Raw genomic sequence first — 17,003 nt, forward strand, 5'->3', positions numbered from 1 at the left:
ACTATATGAATAATATAATAGACGGTTTAAATCAACGAATCTGTCAACGGATTCGAATAGAACGTGAATCTCATGGCTGGTCTGTCAGTGAACTGGCGGAAAAAGCCGGGGTTTCTCGGGCTATGATTCATAAGATAGAGCGGGGCGAAAGCAGCCCGACGGCAACTCTGCTGGCAAGGCTCTCCGGGGCGTTGGGCATAAGTATGTCCACGCTAATTGCCCGTGCGGAAATGACATCCGGGCGTTTACTCCGCTATGGGCAACAACCCGTGTGGCAGGATCCCCAAACTGGCTACATCAGACGCCATCTTTCACCACGCAGCGACATGCCTGTTGACCTGGTGCAGGTTGAATTACCTGCTCACCAGCATGTGCCAATGCCTGCTGCGGCATATGCACTTGCACGTCAGTTAATTTGGGTACAGCAAGGTGCATTAGTTTTTGTTGAAGGTAATGTTCGCCATGAAATGGAGCAGGGTGACTGCCTTGAGTTAGGGCCGCCAAATGATTGCGAATTTCGCAACGAATCAGACAAGTCCTGTATATATATTGTTGTCAGGTTAAATCTACCCTCCTGAAAATTGTAATAATTTGACTTAAAAAAAGTGAAATTGCGTATTGTTCCTAAAGTCATCCACACTCAATGCCGTTATAGTATGATTTATTAAGTTACTCATATTTATAACGATTAAAAATACGCTTTTTGGCTGTTTATTTTATTTAGACACTCACGCAATACGTGTTCCATCCCGCGCTCTATTGGCCCGGGAGGTTTTTTTATGTGTCCATAACAGGGAGGGAATGATGCTGGATTTGCACAATGCACAACACCTGAGTTTAACCATGCAGGTTGAGTTACGTCTTAAACACGCGCTTATTGCTGCCCAAATGGCACCCGGCGAGCGTCTGAATACGCGTGATATTGCAGAAGAAATGCATGTCAGTATTACCCCGGTACGCGAGGCTGTATTACGCCTGGTCGCAGAAGGTGCATTATGTATTGCACCGGCACAGGCATTTACTGTGCCTAAAATCACCCGGTCACAATTTGATGAAATTGCCCTGATTCGTAAGGAGTTAGAAGGGGTGGCGATTCAGAGCCTCATTGAGCGCCAGCCGCTGGGAAATATGGCACAACTGGCTGAGCTTAGTGAGATGTTTAATACAGCCCGCGATAAAGGTGATGCCCACAGTGCTCTTCAGGCACAGCGCGAGTTTCGTTTTGCTTTATATGAACAAGCCCAATTGCCACTACTACTGGGAATGATAGAGCAGTTGTGGATCCGTGTTGGCCCTTGTTTTCATTTTCTGCGCCAGGTGCCTGAACATATTACTCAGCACCGCCACAGTTACGATGCACTGCTGGAAGCGATAAAAAAGAAAGATGTTGCCAGGGCACAGGATGAACTGGTTTTAGCAATAGAGCACAGCAACCAACTGGCAATGACCCATTTTTTTAATGCTGAGGCTCAGTCATAAAAGTCTTGCGGCGAAATAACACGCAAAACATAACAACGCAGGTGTGAAATAATACAGCCTGTTTTTACGACATAAAAAACATGGGTGGTAAGAGTTACTTACCACCCATGTTTGCACTACGTTTTAAATTTACGTTTAAAATTTACTGAAATTGCCAGGTGACGGACAAACCAACACCATAATTACGGCCAGGAGCCGGTTCGTAATAGCGCCCGTTACTCTCGTTGACAATCACTGAACCCACATACTCTTTATCAAACAGGTTATCGACGCGAGTATATGCATCAACCAGCATGTTGCTGTAACGGAATTTGTAGCCGCTTGTTAGCCCGACAGTAGTCCAGGAGGGCGCTTTGGCGGTGTTTTCATCGTCTGCCATAATACTGCTCAGGTAATGAATATCGCCACTGGCATACCAGCCATCTTCCTGCTCCCAGCCCAAAGAGGCCCAGGCATTATTACGGGCGATTCCCGGAATACGGTTACCATTACAGTTACTGTCACTGCACACATTTGACTGGTAGGTGGCATCAAGCCAGGTCCAGGCAAGTTTCAGTTTCCAGTTATCCGCAAATTGTTCATCGAGCCCCAGTTCAACACCGCGACGGCGTGTTTCACCGGCATTTTTATAGGTGGTACGGCCGCCAGAGCTACTGTCCACCACAATTTCATTATCGGTGTCAGTCTGGAAAATGGCAGCACTGAGTAACCCATAACCAATACGCGTTTTACTGCCCAGTTCAACGGTATTACTGGTTGATGGCTTCAGGTTTAAATTCAGCCCAGGTGCATCATCATTACGGTAAGAAAGTTCCGTGATAGTGGGTGTTTCAAACCCACGACCAGCAGACAAATAAACATTCCATGCATCTGTGACGGCGTAATTAAGTGAGCCAACCGGCAGCCATTTATGGTAATTGGTATCACCGCTACCATCACCGTTATCAGCAGTAATATAGTGATCGTTGGAATCAAACCAGACATTACTATAGCGCAGCCCCGCATCCAGACTGAGCTTGTCGAGCAATTGCCAGTGCGTCTGGATATACGGATCAAGGTTCCACATCAGGTTACGTTCGTCGCGCCGCAGTGCACCTTTCTCGCCATAAACCGCAGAGCCATCCACCATATGGAAATTTTCGTATCCTTTCCGGTGTTCCTGCATGTTCTCGTAATCCAGCCCGGTCGTTACACTGAAGGGAACTGGCCCGGCATCACCACGGTGTGTCCAGCGGGTGTCAATGCCCTGGTATTCGCGGGTTAAATCAATAACACCGCCTGCGTGTGTGGGCTTCAGTTGCGGTGTATAAGGAATGGACTGGTACTGCGTCATATCCCGTTGCCCGGCATACATCATGACACTCAGGTCGTCATTCAGGCTCAGTTGCCTGTCATAACGCAGCCCTGCCTGGGTTTGTTTGACGGTCTTGCGGGTGTTGTACTGGTCGCCCCGCGGGGACTGGCGAGGATCACTGCGCCATTCCGACCGGCTCAGCCCGCCCGGGTCATTGGCTTTAATATCCACGCTGTTAAACAATAACGTCAGTTTGCTGACATCATTAAGGCGCACGCCAAGCCGGGCATTGGCCAGGTTTTTACGCGCACCGCTATGGTCACGGTAGCCTTTGGTGGTCATGCGCTGAGTTGAAATGGTGTAATCAACATCGCCACTGTGGGTACCATCACCCGTTGCGCCTGAGGCTTTCAGTCCATAACGCCAGGTTCCATAACTGCCGTAGTAGCTGCTGGCTTCAATCTCAGGGGGCTGTTTCCCTTTTTGGCTCTGAATATCAATAACGCCGCCAGAAGAACTGCCATAGAGTGCTGAAAACGGGCCACGCAAAACAGTAATGCTGCCCACGCTGCTTAAATCAATATTTGAAGTCTGGCCTTCACCATCTGGCATAGTTGAAGGGATGCCATCTTCATAAATTCGCAGGCCACGTACACCGTAGGTAGAGCGTGCGCCAAAACCACGAATTGACAGCTGTAAATCCTGTGCATAATTCTGCCGGTTGAGGATTTGCAGACCAGGGACTTCACCCAGGCTTTCAGAAAGGTTTATCCGGGGTTTGGCATGGCGGATATCATCACCATTAACCACTGTAACCGCCGCTGGTGTATCCAGTTCTGAAGGAGTGAGCGGTGTGGCAGTGACAATCATGGTTGAAGAAGCGTCACTGTTATTGGTGGTTTGTTCAGCTATTGCAGCCTGAGGGATAACACTCGCGGGGATCAGCAAGACAGAGCAAGCGAGCTGTCTGGCAGAATAAATTTTCATAAATAGCCTGTTACTTCAATGGGTAATTACATAACAATTGTGAATGCATAGTAAATGTTTTGTAAATACATGAAAAGAGGAAATAGTTAGCCATTACGTGCTATAGCACTGTGCCAGTGCGGTTTTCAGGGCATAGCTTGCCAGGCGAGTGGCATCGCAGGAGAAAAACCGGGAAGGGTGTTTTTACACAGCAAACACTACAGGGTGAGGGGAAACGCGCTTTTATTTGTCAGTGCCTTCCCTGGCAATGACATACCGATTACACCAGAGTATTACTCGGCGTCACGTACAAGCGTTTGTGGCGCAGACTCAGCGGTTTTATCAGCCTTTGGCTCAGCATCAAAATCCAGCTCACTGTGAATCTGGTGTACACGATGACGAACACCATACCAGCCCGCAACCAGTAACACTGCAATTAACGGAATCGACGCAATAGTCCAGGTGCCGTTAGGGTAATCAAACGCCATAAGCACCAGCACACTGAATAAAAACAGCAGAGTCAGCCAGGATGTGAAAGGGGCACCCGGCAGTTTGAAGCTCACGTCTTTAGCTTTGCCTTGCTTAATGGCCTGGCGAAGTTTCATCTGGCAAACCACAATAAATGCCCAACTGGAAATAATCCCCAGCGATGCCACGTTCAGTACAATTTCAAAAACTTGAGAAGGCACTAAATAGTTCAGGAAAACGCCGACAACGTACACGCACAGTGTCACCAAAATACCCGCGAAAGGAACGTGGTGCTTACTCATCCGTGACATAAACTGCGGTGCAGAACCGCCCATCGACATAGAACGCAGAATACGCCCGGTGGAGTACAGACCAGAGTTCAGGCTGGAAAGCGCTGCCGTCAGCACCACGATATTCATGATACTGCCTACATAAGGCACACCCAGTTTAGAAAAGAAGGTCACAAATGGACTCTGCCCGGCCTGGTAAGCATTCCAGGGTAACAGCAGCACCAGCAGCAATACCGAGCCAACATAGAACAGACCAATACGCCAGATAACGCTATTGATAGCTTTTGGCACCATGGTTTCCGGGTCTTTACATTCACCCGCTGCGGTTCCCACCAGTTCAATAGAGGCAAAGGCAAACACTACACCCTGAACCAGCACCAGTGCAGGCAATAAACCGTGGGGGAACATCCCACCATTGTCTGTGATCAGATGGAAACCTGTAGCGCCGCCATCAAGCGGTTTACCGCTGCCAAGGAAGACCACCCCAACCACCAGGAACAGGACAATCGCCAGCACTTTAATCAGAGCAAACCAAAACTCCATCTCGGCGAACCACTTCACGCCAATCATGTTCATGGTGCCGACAATACCCAGAGCCGCCAGAGCAAAAATCCATTGAGGAACATCGCCAAACGCGCCCCAGTAATGCATATACAAGGCGACGGCCGTGATATCAACAATGCCGGTCATCGCCCAGTTCACAAAATACATCCAGCCTGCGACATAAGACGCTTTCTCACCGAGAAATTCACGGGCATAGGAGACAAAACTACCACTGGAAGGGCGATGCAACACTAACTCACCCAGTGCGCGCAGAATAAAGAAGGAAAAAATACCGCACACTAAATACACCAGTGCCAGTGCGGGGCCCGCGGCCTGAAGGCGCGCACCAGCACCTAAAAACAGCCCGGTGCCAATCGCACCGCCAATGGCAATCATCTGTACCTGGCGGTTGCCCATCGCTTTGTGATAGCCAGCTTCATGTGAATTCAGCCAGCGGCGTTTTGCAGCGTGTTGCTCTGCTGCCTGTTTTGATGTTGCTTTCATGCCTGCTCAATCCTGTCTGTAATACTTTAATTAACGATAAGCCTGGCTTCTGACTCACCAGAGACAAACGTTTGCCTTTCTGGTGAATTGTTCGCCGTTATTGCCCCTTCATTAGGATTTATTAGACTGAAAGGGTGTAAAAATGACGAAGAATCCTACCCTCAATTCATTAATGAAGCAAAACATAGAAGTAAGAATTTTATAAGTTTGGCTTATATTTATTCAATAAGATTGCATGACTAATGCGTGACGTTGTCACCAAATAAGTGGGGTTTATAGCAAGAAAAGCGGGCCTGAGAACCAGGCCCGGAGCGGGTTAGAGCAGGGTAATTACTTCGTCTTCACCGAGGCGTGATTTCGGTAATTTCGCATTAAAATCTGCATCACTGCGATAACCAACTGTAGCAACGACCACACTGGTCTGGCCTTTTTCTGCGAGGCCCAGCACATCATCCATTTTGGCTGCTGTGAAACCTTCGATTGGTGTGGCATCAAGCCCCATTGATGCAGCGCTCAGCAGCAAGAAACCCAGCGCGATATAGGCCTGGCGTGCCATCCACTCGCGTTGTTTTTCTGCCGATGTACTGTTCAGGCCAACAAAATAACGGCGGCCTTTATCCATACCGTCGCGGGCATCATTATTGATGAAGCGGCCATCCTGCTGTTCTTGTTCAAGAACTGCGTTCAGGTGGGCGTCATCAATAGCTGTGCGGGTTGCAAAAACCACTACCAAAGCAGCATTCTGGATTTTTGCAGCATTAGGTTCACTCACCGCCGGAATTATCTGTTGCTTTGCTTCGTCTGACGTTATTGCATAAAAGTGCCAGGGCTGTGAGTTAACTGAAGAAGGGGCAAAACGCAGTACATCCAGCAATTGTTGCTGTTGTTCCTGTGTCAACTTACGGCTGCCATCATAAGCTTTGCTGGTATAGCGCTTACGAACAATCTGGTCGATAGTCATTGCAAGAGTCCTTAGTCAAACTGCGACATCGTCATAAAAACCGGTTAAGGTGTCCGTTAACCGGTCAGATTCCTGCTCAGAATATCAGTGGCAGCTTTAAGTCTGCCAGACAACATGCAAGTTAAAAGCACGAAGTGGCAATCTGCCACTCACGGTTCGAGCTGTGTCAGGTCGTGTTCTATCTCTTTGCGCCGGCCATTATCTGCCAGCTCTCTGCCGGGCCGGGCTGGTGCTTTCAGGGCTTTTTCCAGATAGCGTCTGGCTTCAGCTTTATTACCTGTGTTCAATAAAAAATCGCCATAAAAGTAATTAGAATCGATGCCATCAGGATTAAGTGCCAGGGCTTTGTTAAGGTATTCCCGGGCCTTGTCCTTATCACCAAAACCGATTGGCCAGCCTGGCACCTGGTAATATAAAACACCAAGGCTTGTCCATGCGGAGCCGGATAACGCCTGAGGGTCGAGCTTAAGTGAGTCCTCCAGCGCCTGGCGTGCCTGTTTCACCAGACCCAGCCCGGTCAGGCCGCCTTCTTCACCAGCCAGAGTGCTGTCAACAATACCAGACCAAATCAGCCAGTCGGCATTTTTGTTTTGCTGCCCGGACACCTGCGCATGCACTTCCTGGCTTAGCGCTTTGAGGCAGTTTTTTTTCTGTGCCGACAACGTCGCGTACTGGCAAACAGACCATTGCTGCTGAACACTGGTAATGGTCGGGGCCGCAAGTGCTACTGTGGGCAGTAGCAGTAAGCCCGTAATATAAACACGCTGTTTCATGATTTTTTTGCTCCTGGAGTCAGGCTGGCCCGGGCAAATTGCTGAATGATTGCCAGTTTACGTATTAGCGCGTTGTCAACCAGCGCGGGTATCAAGGCATTGATCTTCACAAAGAACCGTTCAGGAAAGCCAAGGCGGGTTCGCGAACGCCGTTTATGCATAGCGGCGATTATCTGGCTGGCTACCCATTGCGGCGAATCGCTCTTATTACCGAGCAACCGGTTCATTTCAACCATGGCTTCGCTGTTCAGTGGCGTATCGGTGGCGCGGGGAGCGACATACACTACACGAATACCGGTGTCTGCCAGTTCCCGGCTCAAAGCCTCACTGAACCCGCGCAATGCGAATTTACTGGCGCAGTACAGGCTGTAACCAGGATAGCCGATATCGCCCATGATAGACCCGACGTTAACCACCATGCCTTCGGCATTAAACCTGTCCAGTAGTACCCGGGTGAGCAAAATCGGCACTTCTGTGTTGGTATAAAGTTGCGCATGAATATCGCCAAACGACTGTTTTTCCAGCCAGCGGAAGCACTGAGTACCTGCGTTGTTGATGAGCACATCCAGCCGGGGTTCATACTGCAGTAGTTCTCGCAACTGGCTAATCTCATCATGGCTGTAGTTGTTAACAGTCATAACCTGGTGATTTTCCGGCGCAGGCAGGCGCTTAACCAGTTCATTCATTGCCGGGCCATTACGCCCAACCAGAATCAGTCTGGCTCCCAGTGAAGCGAGTTCAAAAGCCAGCGCCTGGCCAATTCCTCCACTTGCACCGGTCAGTAACACGCGTTTGTCCGTCAGTTTCATCAGTAAACTCCGGCAACTTCTGCCAACATTTCTGCATACAACTGGTAAACCATTTGTGCAGCATGAATAATCGCCGCCTGATCCTGTGGATGCGTCACCTCATCCATCAGACGGATAAAAAACTCCACATGGGATTTATCCAGCTCACCATGGGAATTCAGGTAGCTGAATGCGTTGTCTGGTAACTCGAGATTTTTTTTAAGCTGTTTTGCTACTGCAGTGGCAATACTGACACTGGTACCTTCCAGCACATGAACCATGCCAAAAATCGCCATCGGGTTATGGTGCTCAATCTGGTAATACAGCCACGGCACCATCAGGCTGATTGCCCGACCAGGGCCATTATGCTGGGCGGCCAGCGCATCCCCCCCACAAGTACGCAGATCGTTCAGGATCCACTCATGGTGCCCATATTCCTCCCGGATATATTCCACAATCGCGGCACGAACCGGTTCATGGTCATTATCAAGGCGGCTACCGGCTGCCATTAACAACGGTACGGTATGGCGAACATGGTGGTAAGCCTGGGTAAGAAAGTAACAATATGCGTTGCGTGTTACCTGTCCTTTGCTGCAGCGGTCAATAATGACGCTGTTCAGCATCTGCCGCCTGGCGCTGACAGTCTGGGCAACGAGCTGTTGATAAAATGCCATGGTTAGTCTCCGCCTGAGAAAGTGGGTTATTAGCAAAAAAATGGTGGTAAACAGCCCGTCGTCGTAGTCGTCCGTTAGGGGTAACAAACGGGGGTTTTGCTATTTCATCAGTGAATATCAGCGGCCCGATACGTACATAATCCGGCAGCCTTTCGTTAAGGGCATCCAGTTGAGCCCGTGCCTGTTCTTCGTGCCCGGGCAGGCAATGAACCAGTGCAACATTGCGGGTTAAACCCTCACCGTACACCACCAGCCGCAACACCGCCGGGCAGAGCATCGCTTCAGATTCCACCCATTCTGGGGAAAAATTGCGGCCAAAAGCAGTAATTTGGATATGCTTGTGGCGGCCTTCAATGGCAAGAAAACCCTGGTCATCAACACGGGCGATATCGCCGGTATCAATTGCATTGCCTGAATCGGCGTGGCCCAGATAACCTGCCATCGCAACCGGCCCACTGACATGCAGCACATCGTTAGCGTCAACCTGGAGTTCCAGCCCTTCAAGGGGTTTCCCAACTGTGCCGGGTTTGTCTTCACCGGGAACATTCAGTGCCACAACGGAGCCACATTCGGACAAGCCATACCCTTCGTATACCGGCAACCCAAACTTACGCGCCTGGAGCAGCAGCGCCGGGGGGACTTTGCCACCGCCCACCGCCACAAATTTCAGGCTGCGAACAGCTTCAGGGCTGCGTTGCGCGGCTAACAGCAGCAGGCGGAGTAATTCAGGAACCAGAATCAGGCTTTGTGGCTGCCAGTTGGTCAGTGTGGTAATAAATTGCTCCAGGTCGAACTCACTGGAACCGCGAAATCCAACTTCAGCCAGGGGCAACACTACGGTTTCAACACCGAGGGTGAGTGGCAGGTACAGGCCACATAAATTTTCCAGTAAGGTAGCGAAGGGCAATACCACCAGGTGGCGTTCTATGCCCAGCGGAGCAAGGCGTTTTGCCAGGGCTTGCGTGGTGAAATTAATGCCTTTCTCGCGCAGGCATACACCTTTAGGCTCCCCGGTAGTGCCAGAAGTGAAGGTGATTTTTACTGTGTCGTGTGCCAGTGGCGCCGGGACATCCACCCGGCGTTGCTGCAAAATGCCATTGGGGCAGTCCAGTGTGTGCCAGCTCTCTTTACCACTGGTCGCCAGGCGGGCATCTGCGCTGCTGCTCAGTAGCAACCAGTCTTTCTGTTGTTCACTAAAAAATAGTGGAACCGGAATCATCACAACACCGGCTTTCAGGCAGGCCAGGTCCGCAATAACCCACGGCAGGCCGTTATCCAGTTCCACCGCCAGGCGGCGAATGTTGTTTTGAGTCAGAATGGTCGCCATCCGGCAAACATGGTCGTTTAATTCACGCCAGGTAACCGGGCCGGCAAGGCCATTTACCGCAGGTTGACCAGGGTAATTCAGGGCGAGGGATTCAAGAGCTGAACTAAGCATGATTACGCTCCTTTTCATCAAACCATGGGGCGGGGGGTAATTCACGGAACAAAGTCAGTAGCATTGACTGGTGACGTAATACATCCATGCCATGGGCCAGTTCACCTGCCATCACCATGGGCTTGTTCTGGTAATAACTGCCCCAATTGGTGTCCGGCTGAGTCAGGCGCGAGGCGAGGGCCTGACCCAGAGCGACAGGTTGCATACGTAAACGGGAAAAAATATTGCGAATCTTATGGGTGCCAGTGAAAGCAATATGGCTGAAGCCCCAGGCAGACAGCAACAGGCAAACGCCAGCAAACATCACCCGGGCTGCCGCGCCATTACTTGCTGCAAAATTACCTATTTCAATGATGCCATTACGGGAGATGGGCTGAGCAGACAGCGTGGAAAGCCGTGTTTCTACTGGCTCATCCAAATATTGTTCAAGGAATAACACAGAATCTTGCGCAGGCTGTACACCACATGCCGCGCACAACTGCCCCTGCTTATCATAAATTCCCAGTAACCAGGGGAGAAACGAAGGGATCTGTGCGCCAAATTCACGATGATAGGCCAGTTGGATAAACTGGCGCAGTTGTGCTTCATCTGTCCGTGACGAAGACCAGGTAAGTTGCCAGGGTATGGCTGAATCCATCTGTCTGTTCTCCGCAATCAGTGCCGATGAGCAAACAGTACGCAGCCATGATTAAGAAAGACTTAAAAATAACCGGTAAGTAAAAAAATTTTCGATAATGTTAATTTTTTGTGAGTTGAATAAAGTTTTATGTCAGAAAACACATGCAGATAAATCAGGTAAACCGGCAATGTTCATTGCTACTGAGCATTGCCGACCCGTTGATATAAGCAGTGTAATTGTGAATTAGCGGCGCAGCCCGGCCCGGGTTTGTAGCTGTAGCACTGCACTGGCGGCGTCACGCCCAAGTTGGGCCAGGTCAACACCCGCAAGCGTGTCGTTTTCCATAATCACCCGGCCAGCGCACAGTAATGCCCGCAAAGCTGCCCGCCCGCCACTGGCAACTGGCGCAATTGCCGGGTCGTGCAACCCAAAGTAACGTGGGTCATCCAGTTGGTACAACGCGATATCAGCCGCCATCCCCGGGGCCAGTGAACCGGTGCCATTGAGCCCCAGCACTGCCGCTCCCCCTGATGTTCCCCAGCGGATAACGTCTTCAACCGTTGCTGCGTCACCGCCACCTTCCCACTGGCCGCCATCATAGCGCGGGGTTGCCAGCATGCCTTTGCGTGCGCGCTGCATTAACCAGGCTGCATGGGTTTCACTAATCATATCTGCCGCTTCGTTCGAACCGGCACCGTCCACGCCAAGCGAAATTTTCACACCTGCCTGCTCAAGGCCAATAATATCGGCAATGCCACTGCCAAGACGCCCATTACTTTGCGGGCAATGCGCAATACCTGTACCGGTTGCCCCCAACAGGGCAATTTCTTCCGGCAACAACTTCACCAGATGCGCGAACCAGACATCCGGGCCGGTCCAGCCATATTCCGCACAAAACTCAACCGGCGTCATGGCGAACTTACTCCGTGCGGCATCAAGGTAATCCACCGTTTCAGACAGGTGGCTGTGCAGGCGAATTCCACAGCGGCGAGCAAGATCTGCACATTCGCGCAATTGTTCCGGGGTAGTGGAGTGCAGCGAGCTGGTTGGGGCCATGACCACCTGGCGCATGGCTGTCTCGCTTGCCTGGTGATAACGGTGGGTAAGCCGCTGCATATCTGCCATCCAGCTATCAAATTTTTCCGGGCGCAACGCCTGAGGTAAATTCTCCTCAAGACCACGTGTTTGTGTGGCTCCGCCCCGGCATAACACAAAACGGATCCCTAATGCACTGGCTTCTTCAAACAGAATATCGGCGCTGTCAAAGGGCATGCCGGGCCAGTACAGGTAGTGGTGATCGGCCACCGTAGTGCACCCGGAACGCAGTAACTCAACCAGGCCAACACGGGCGGCAATACGAAACGTCTGTTCATCGAACGCAGCCCGGTAACGGTAAGGCGTGGCAGCAAGCCATGCGCCAAGGCTTTGGTTAAGCCCACCGGCTTCACCTTTAAGTAGCGACTGGAACAAATGATGATGGGTGTTAACCCAGCCGGGGTAGGCAATACAGCCCTGAGCATCCAAAACAGGTGTGTTGTCAGGAGTATCCAGGTCACCAATAGCTGTGATGGTGCCGTCTTCAACCAGAATATCGTGCCCACGGTGCCGGGCCAGGTCACCAGCCAGACCGGTCATAATGGTGTGGCAGTGCTTAATCAGTAAACGAGTCATCTCAACTCCTTGTGGTTTATTGTGCGCTTTCATGCCAGTGACGCAGGAAGTAGTGGCTGAGCAGTGACATCAGGCAGAATAAACCCAGACCAGTGCAGGTAATTAAAAACAGGGCGGCGAACATCAAGGGCAGGTTGAGCTGGAACCCGGCTTGCAGAATTTGCCAGGCAAGCCCTGCGCCTGTTCCCCCCGTACCGGCAACAAACTCAGCGACCACGGCGCCAATTAGCGCCAGCCCTGAGGCAACGCGTAACCCACTGAAAAAATGCGGCAGTGCCGCAGGCAGGCGCAGGCGCATCAGTTCCTGCCAGCGGGTCGCCTGGTTGATACGAAACAGGTTAACCAGCCCCGGGCTGACACTGCGTAACCCCAGGGTGGTGTTGGTTAATACCGGAAAGACAGCGACCAGCATTGCACACACCACCAGTGCCAGCGTGGTGTTGTGGATCCAGATGATTACCAGCGGTGCAATAGCAACTACAGGTGTAACCTGAAACAGAATAGCCCAGGGCATCAGGCAGGATTCAATCACCCGGCTTTGAACAAATAAAAACGCGACGGCGGTACCAATACACACCGCCAGCATAAAAGCCAGCAAGGTGACTTTCAGTGTGACCCAAAAACTCCCCAGAAGAGCAGGCCACTGTTGGTAAAGCACAACAGCAATATCGCTGGGTTTTGGCGCCAGCCACACCGGCACAGCAAACTGGCGGAAACACACCTCCCAGGCACCGATTACCACCAGGCCCAGTAACACCGGCCACACAGCACGGCGCATGGCCGGGTTATCGAACAACGGCTTAGTCATGCTGACCTCCACTGGCCTGTTCCAGTTGTGCCGACAATAATGCGCACTGGCGAATAAAACGTTCTGAAGTCCGAAACCCTGAATCCCTGTCTTGTGGGCCGTCGATGGCGATATCGGCAACCACTCTGCCTGGCCGTGCTCCCATCACAATTACGCGCGAAGAAAGGTAAACTGCTTCATAAATACTGTGTGTGACAAACACCACGGTGAGATTACGTGACGCCCACAATGTGCGAATCTCGCTATCAAGCCGCTGGCGGGTGAATTCATCCAGCGCGCCAAAAGGTTCATCCATTAACAATAACGAGGGGTTGGTCACCAGGGCTCTTGCCAGGGAAACCCGCATTTGCATCCCGCCCGAAAGTTCTTTTGGCCGGGCATGGGCAAAGGCACTTAACCCTACAGTCTCCAGCGCCTGTAACACGCGCAGGTTAGCCTGCTTTTTGTTTTCGCGGCGCAGATCCAGCGGCAGGCGCACATTTTCGGCAACAGTTGCCCACGGCATCAGCGTGGCTTCCTGAAATACCATGCCCATACGGCTGTGCTCGTCCCGTTCTGCCTTACCATTCCAGCGCACCTGACCGGCGGTAGGGCTTTCCAGCCCGGCAAACATTTTTAACAAAGTACTTTTGCCGCACCCCGAAGGGCCAAGCAACGAAACGATTTCACCCTGAGCGATATCCAGATTTAACCGCTCCAGGGCAAGAGTGCCATTGGGGTAACGCTTTTCTACTCCACGCGCCATCAGAAAGCGCGAGCCAGGCGTTGCCATTGGTGATGGCTCAGAATCAAAAGATAAGACGCTGCTCATATCGCCTCCGTCCCCCATTACATGGCGGTTTTGGGGTAAAATTGTGTGGTATAAGCGGCTTTCCAGTCTGTCGCTGAATTCAGCAGCCCGGCATCAACCATGAAATTACGGGTAGCTTCCCAGCGTTTGTCGGTCATCACGCCCACACCGCCTGTTGTGGCATCGCCCCCTTCAATAAGTTGCAGTTTCTTCATTTGGCTGATGCCGAACGCCAGCACGGCATCCGTCATTTGTGGGTTCTCTTTTTTAATTAATGCATTACCTGGCGCCGGATTTTTCAGGTAACTTTTCCAGCCTTCCATAGAAGCCTCAACAAAGCGTTTGAGGACATCGGGTTTCTCTGCCAGCAAATCATTACGGGTAACCAGAATGCCGCCATATGCCGGGTAGCCGTATTTAGCAAACAGCCAGAATTCACTGTCAGGCTGGGCTTGTTTTGCCTGTTGCACTTCCGAAGTGGCATAAGCTTGTTGCGCCGTATTTTTGTCTGCCAGAAAAGGCTGCATATTAAAGGTATAAGGGCGAACCTGGCTGTCTTTCAGGTGGTACTTCGTTTTCAGCCACGGCCACCAACTGGCTTGCCCACTGGCAGAAACCAGAATGGTTTTTCCTGTTAAGTCATCAAGATTTTTAACATTACCGTGGGTCAGTAAACCTTGCGGGTCAAACTGGAAGGGGGCAGCAATGGCTTTCAGGGGGAAATGCTGTTCAATGCCTTTGAGTACCTGCAAATCATAGCTCACAATGACATCGGCACGTTTGGCGAGCAGTAAAGTCATATTATTCAGTTGCGGCCCACCGGCACGCACATCAACATCCAGACCATATTTTTTATAAATCCCGGTAGCCACCGCCTGGTAATAGCCACCTTGCTCAGCCTGGGCAACCCAGGTGGTTTGCAGAACCAGCTTGTCATTGGCGTGGGCGAAATGGGTAAACATTGCTGCACACAGCAGGGAAGTGGCGACGGGATGGCATCTGAAGTTAAACGACATAAAACCCCCAAAGAGTAATGGACAAGTAACGCCTCATCAGGGGGTGCGGTATGCTCATTGCAATACGCGTGGCTCCTGATGAGGAACCGCTAACGTTGCAGAGCAATGTCCCATGCGGGCTGGCCGCACTAACCGCTTATACTCTGACTCTGCCATTGCAAAGGCAGTGCCAGTTCCAACCTGAAATAACTAATGCATTGATATAAATATAAAAAATCAATATCCCACTAGCCCCCTTTACCAAAAGATACTGAAATGTAAATACCAGGTTGCGTTAATGTGCACTGTAGTGAAACAAAAGTTGCACCAGTGCACTGACATTGTGCGTACCATGCAGTGATTAGCGGCGTGAATCACATAAAAAAACATAATTTTCAACATGATAAATAAAACAAGAATGCTGGCATGGCTTTTGCTGAAATACTTATGAGTAGAAGCGTTCAGCCGGTTACCTGTCTTTACCGGTGGGTCATTGCTCAATGTGCACCACAATCAGTGGTGTTTACTGAGTTGTGGCCCAAAGCACCGGGCCACCCCTGTCTTTTAAAGAGGGTGAACCATGAATCAACCTGTCACAGCTTCTTATTCACTGGATGAACTGAATAAAGAAGCCACTATGGGCGCACCAGGCCTGGAAGCTCAGCGTGAAGTCCGTGTCATTGACATGCAAGACTTTGCCGGGCGTAAAACAGAGATTGCCGACGAGATTTGGGCTGCCGCCACAGATATCGGTTTTTTTCAGCTCAAAAACCACGGTATTCCTCTTGAAAACATTCAGTCTGCATTTGAGCGTGCTGAGCAATTTTTTGCCCTTCCTCAGGAAACTAAAGCACGTTACCCGCTGAACCGTAATGCAGGCTGGGAAAGCAAAGCTCAAATACGCCCATCAACCGGTACGCCAGACCAGAAAGAGTCCTGGCAATTAACCCGGCCTCGCATGGCTGGCCTGTGGCCGGAAGAAGAGGTATTACCCGGGTTTCAACAGGAGACGCTGGCATTTGAGCAGCAGTGCTGGGCGCTGGGTATGCAGGTACTGTCTTGCTTTGCTCTGAAACTCGGATTCAGCGAGGATTTTTTCACCACGGCACATGACCCGGCGAGCCCGGGCTACCAGAGCACATTACGCATGCTGCACTATTACCCGGTACCACTTAACACGCAATCCTGGCGGGCTGGCGCTCACACCGATTTTGACTGCCTGACACTGTTATTCCAGCGCGCCGGGCAGGGTGGTTTACAGGTTTGCCCCGGCAAAGAGCACCAGAGCCAGGCGTGGACACCCATTGAACCGTACGACGACGTGATCACCTGTAACATTGGCGATATGTTAATGCGCTGGAGTGATGATCTGTTGCCTTCTAATTTCCACCGGGTACGTAACCCCAGGGCAGGTGAATATAATGGCCCACGTTATAGCCTGGCTTTTTTCTGCCAGGCCAATGAAGAGGTGGTCATTCAGGGGCCTTTGGGGAAATACCCGCCAGTTAGTGCCAAAGACTACCTGGCTCAGCGCGTCAGCGCGAATTTTTCCGGGAAATACTGACGCGAATTTTTGTGTTCATAACTGGCGGGCTCCCGCCGGTTATCACTGCTTACACAATCCTGAGTAGAAGCGGGGATTTTTGTGTGAAACCCTGGCAAAAACAGGTTATCTTGCCCACTTGCCTATTTTCTGGAGAGTAACAATATGCCCCATGTTGATATTAAGTGTTATCCCCGTGAGTTAACCCAGGAACAAAAAAAAGCACTGGCAGATGACATTAGCCAGGTATTGCAAAAACATTTGCAGGCAGCAGAACACACTGTATCGGTGGCTCTGGGCTATATTTCACCGGAGCACTGGAAAACACAGGTATATGACCGTGAAATTGCACCAGAAATGGATAACCTTGCCAAAAAACCAGGGTATGAACTCTAGTTT

16 protein-coding genes are annotated in these 17,003 nt (G+C 51.0%); 4 read left to right on the forward strand and 12 right to left on the reverse strand.

Features of this window, described 5'->3' with window-relative positions; translation table 11 throughout:
* The first annotated feature begins 5 nt into the window (after positions 1-5).
* Entirely contained in the window at positions 6-578 is a 573-nt protein-coding gene (locus DT73_RS18590; RefSeq protein WP_036113628.1) for an XRE family transcriptional regulator, read from the forward strand.
* A 223-nt stretch (positions 579-801) separates the two neighbouring features.
* A complete protein-coding gene (locus DT73_RS18595) occupies positions 802-1,479 on the forward strand; it encodes an FCD domain-containing protein (protein ID WP_084172324.1) in 678 nt (225 codons plus the stop codon).
* A 142-nt stretch (positions 1,480-1,621) separates the two neighbouring features.
* Here DT73_RS18595 and pqqU read toward each other — a convergent pair whose 3' ends face one another.
* From pqqU to DT73_RS18655, 12 genes are all read right to left on the reverse strand, one after another.
* The gene (pqqU, locus tag DT73_RS18600; protein ID WP_036113083.1) at positions 1,622-3,760 is read right to left on the reverse strand and encodes a TonB-dependent receptor PqqU; all 2,139 of its coding nucleotides are present in this window, start codon (positions 3,758-3,760) and stop codon (positions 1,622-1,624) included.
* Positions 3,761-4,032: 272 nt separating this feature from the next.
* A complete protein-coding gene (ansP, locus tag DT73_RS18605) occupies positions 4,033-5,544 on the reverse strand; it encodes an L-asparagine permease (protein WP_051691469.1) in 1,512 nt (503 codons plus the stop codon).
* A 316-nt stretch (positions 5,545-5,860) separates the two neighbouring features.
* Positions 5,861-6,505, reverse strand: a complete 645-nt coding sequence (gene nfsB, locus DT73_RS18610; protein ID WP_036113085.1) for an oxygen-insensitive NAD(P)H nitroreductase — start codon at positions 6,503-6,505, stop codon at positions 5,861-5,863.
* A gap of 149 nt (positions 6,506-6,654) precedes the next feature.
* Positions 6,655-7,278 carry a tetratricopeptide repeat protein gene (locus DT73_RS18615; RefSeq protein WP_036113089.1) on the reverse strand — a complete coding sequence of 208 codons (624 nt, stop codon included), beginning with the start codon at positions 7,276-7,278 and terminating at the stop codon, positions 6,655-6,657.
* A complete protein-coding gene (locus DT73_RS18620) occupies positions 7,275-8,087 on the reverse strand; it encodes an SDR family oxidoreductase (RefSeq protein ID WP_036113092.1) in 813 nt (270 codons plus the stop codon). The genes DT73_RS18615 and DT73_RS18620 overlap by 4 nt, the downstream gene beginning before the upstream one ends.
* Positions 8,087-8,689: a TenA family transcriptional regulator gene (locus tag DT73_RS18625; protein WP_235234543.1), complete on the reverse strand. Its 603-nt coding sequence runs from the start codon at positions 8,687-8,689 to the stop codon at positions 8,087-8,089. The genes DT73_RS18620 and DT73_RS18625 overlap by 1 nt, the downstream gene beginning before the upstream one ends.
* Positions 8,667-10,178 carry an AMP-binding protein gene (locus DT73_RS18630; protein ID WP_072006992.1) on the reverse strand — a complete coding sequence of 504 codons (1,512 nt, stop codon included), beginning with the start codon at positions 10,176-10,178 and terminating at the stop codon, positions 8,667-8,669. Before DT73_RS18630 ends, DT73_RS18625 begins: the two co-directional genes overlap by 23 nt.
* Positions 10,171-10,815: a thermostable hemolysin gene (locus DT73_RS18635; protein WP_036113098.1), complete on the reverse strand. Its 645-nt coding sequence runs from the start codon at positions 10,813-10,815 to the stop codon at positions 10,171-10,173. Before DT73_RS18635 ends, DT73_RS18630 begins: the two co-directional genes overlap by 8 nt.
* A 225-nt stretch (positions 10,816-11,040) precedes the next feature.
* A complete protein-coding gene (locus DT73_RS18640) occupies positions 11,041-12,468 on the reverse strand; it encodes an amidohydrolase family protein (protein WP_036113101.1) in 1,428 nt (475 codons plus the stop codon).
* Positions 12,469-12,484: 16 nt separating this feature from the next.
* Positions 12,485-13,288, reverse strand: coding sequence for an ABC transporter permease (locus DT73_RS18645; protein WP_369792641.1), 804 nt, complete (start codon positions 13,286-13,288; stop codon positions 12,485-12,487).
* The gene (locus DT73_RS18650) at positions 13,269-14,087 is read right to left on the reverse strand and encodes an ABC transporter ATP-binding protein (RefSeq protein ID WP_036113108.1); all 819 of its coding nucleotides are present in this window, start codon (positions 14,085-14,087) and stop codon (positions 13,269-13,271) included. Before DT73_RS18650 ends, DT73_RS18645 begins: the two co-directional genes overlap by 20 nt.
* A 17-nt stretch (positions 14,088-14,104) precedes the next feature.
* The gene (locus tag DT73_RS18655) at positions 14,105-15,082 is read right to left on the reverse strand and encodes an ABC transporter substrate-binding protein (protein WP_036113112.1); all 978 of its coding nucleotides are present in this window, start codon (positions 15,080-15,082) and stop codon (positions 14,105-14,107) included.
* Between the two features lie 559 nt (positions 15,083-15,641).
* On the opposite strand from DT73_RS18655, the gene DT73_RS18665 reads away from it, so the two are divergent.
* Together DT73_RS18665 and pptA are read left to right on the forward strand one after the other, a co-directional pair.
* Entirely contained in the window at positions 15,642-16,625 is a 984-nt protein-coding gene (locus DT73_RS18665) for an isopenicillin N synthase family oxygenase (RefSeq protein WP_036113118.1), read from the forward strand.
* Between the two features lie 144 nt (positions 16,626-16,769).
* Complete coding sequence (pptA, locus tag DT73_RS18670; protein ID WP_036113121.1) at positions 16,770-17,000, forward strand: tautomerase PptA; 231 nt, start codon at positions 16,770-16,772, stop codon at positions 16,998-17,000.
* Positions 17,001-17,003: the final 3 nt, after the last annotated feature.

This window comes from Mangrovibacter sp. MFB070 (assembly GCF_000705335.1).
Taxonomy (GTDB): Bacteria; Pseudomonadota; Gammaproteobacteria; order Enterobacterales; family Enterobacteriaceae; genus Mangrovibacter; species Mangrovibacter plantisponsor.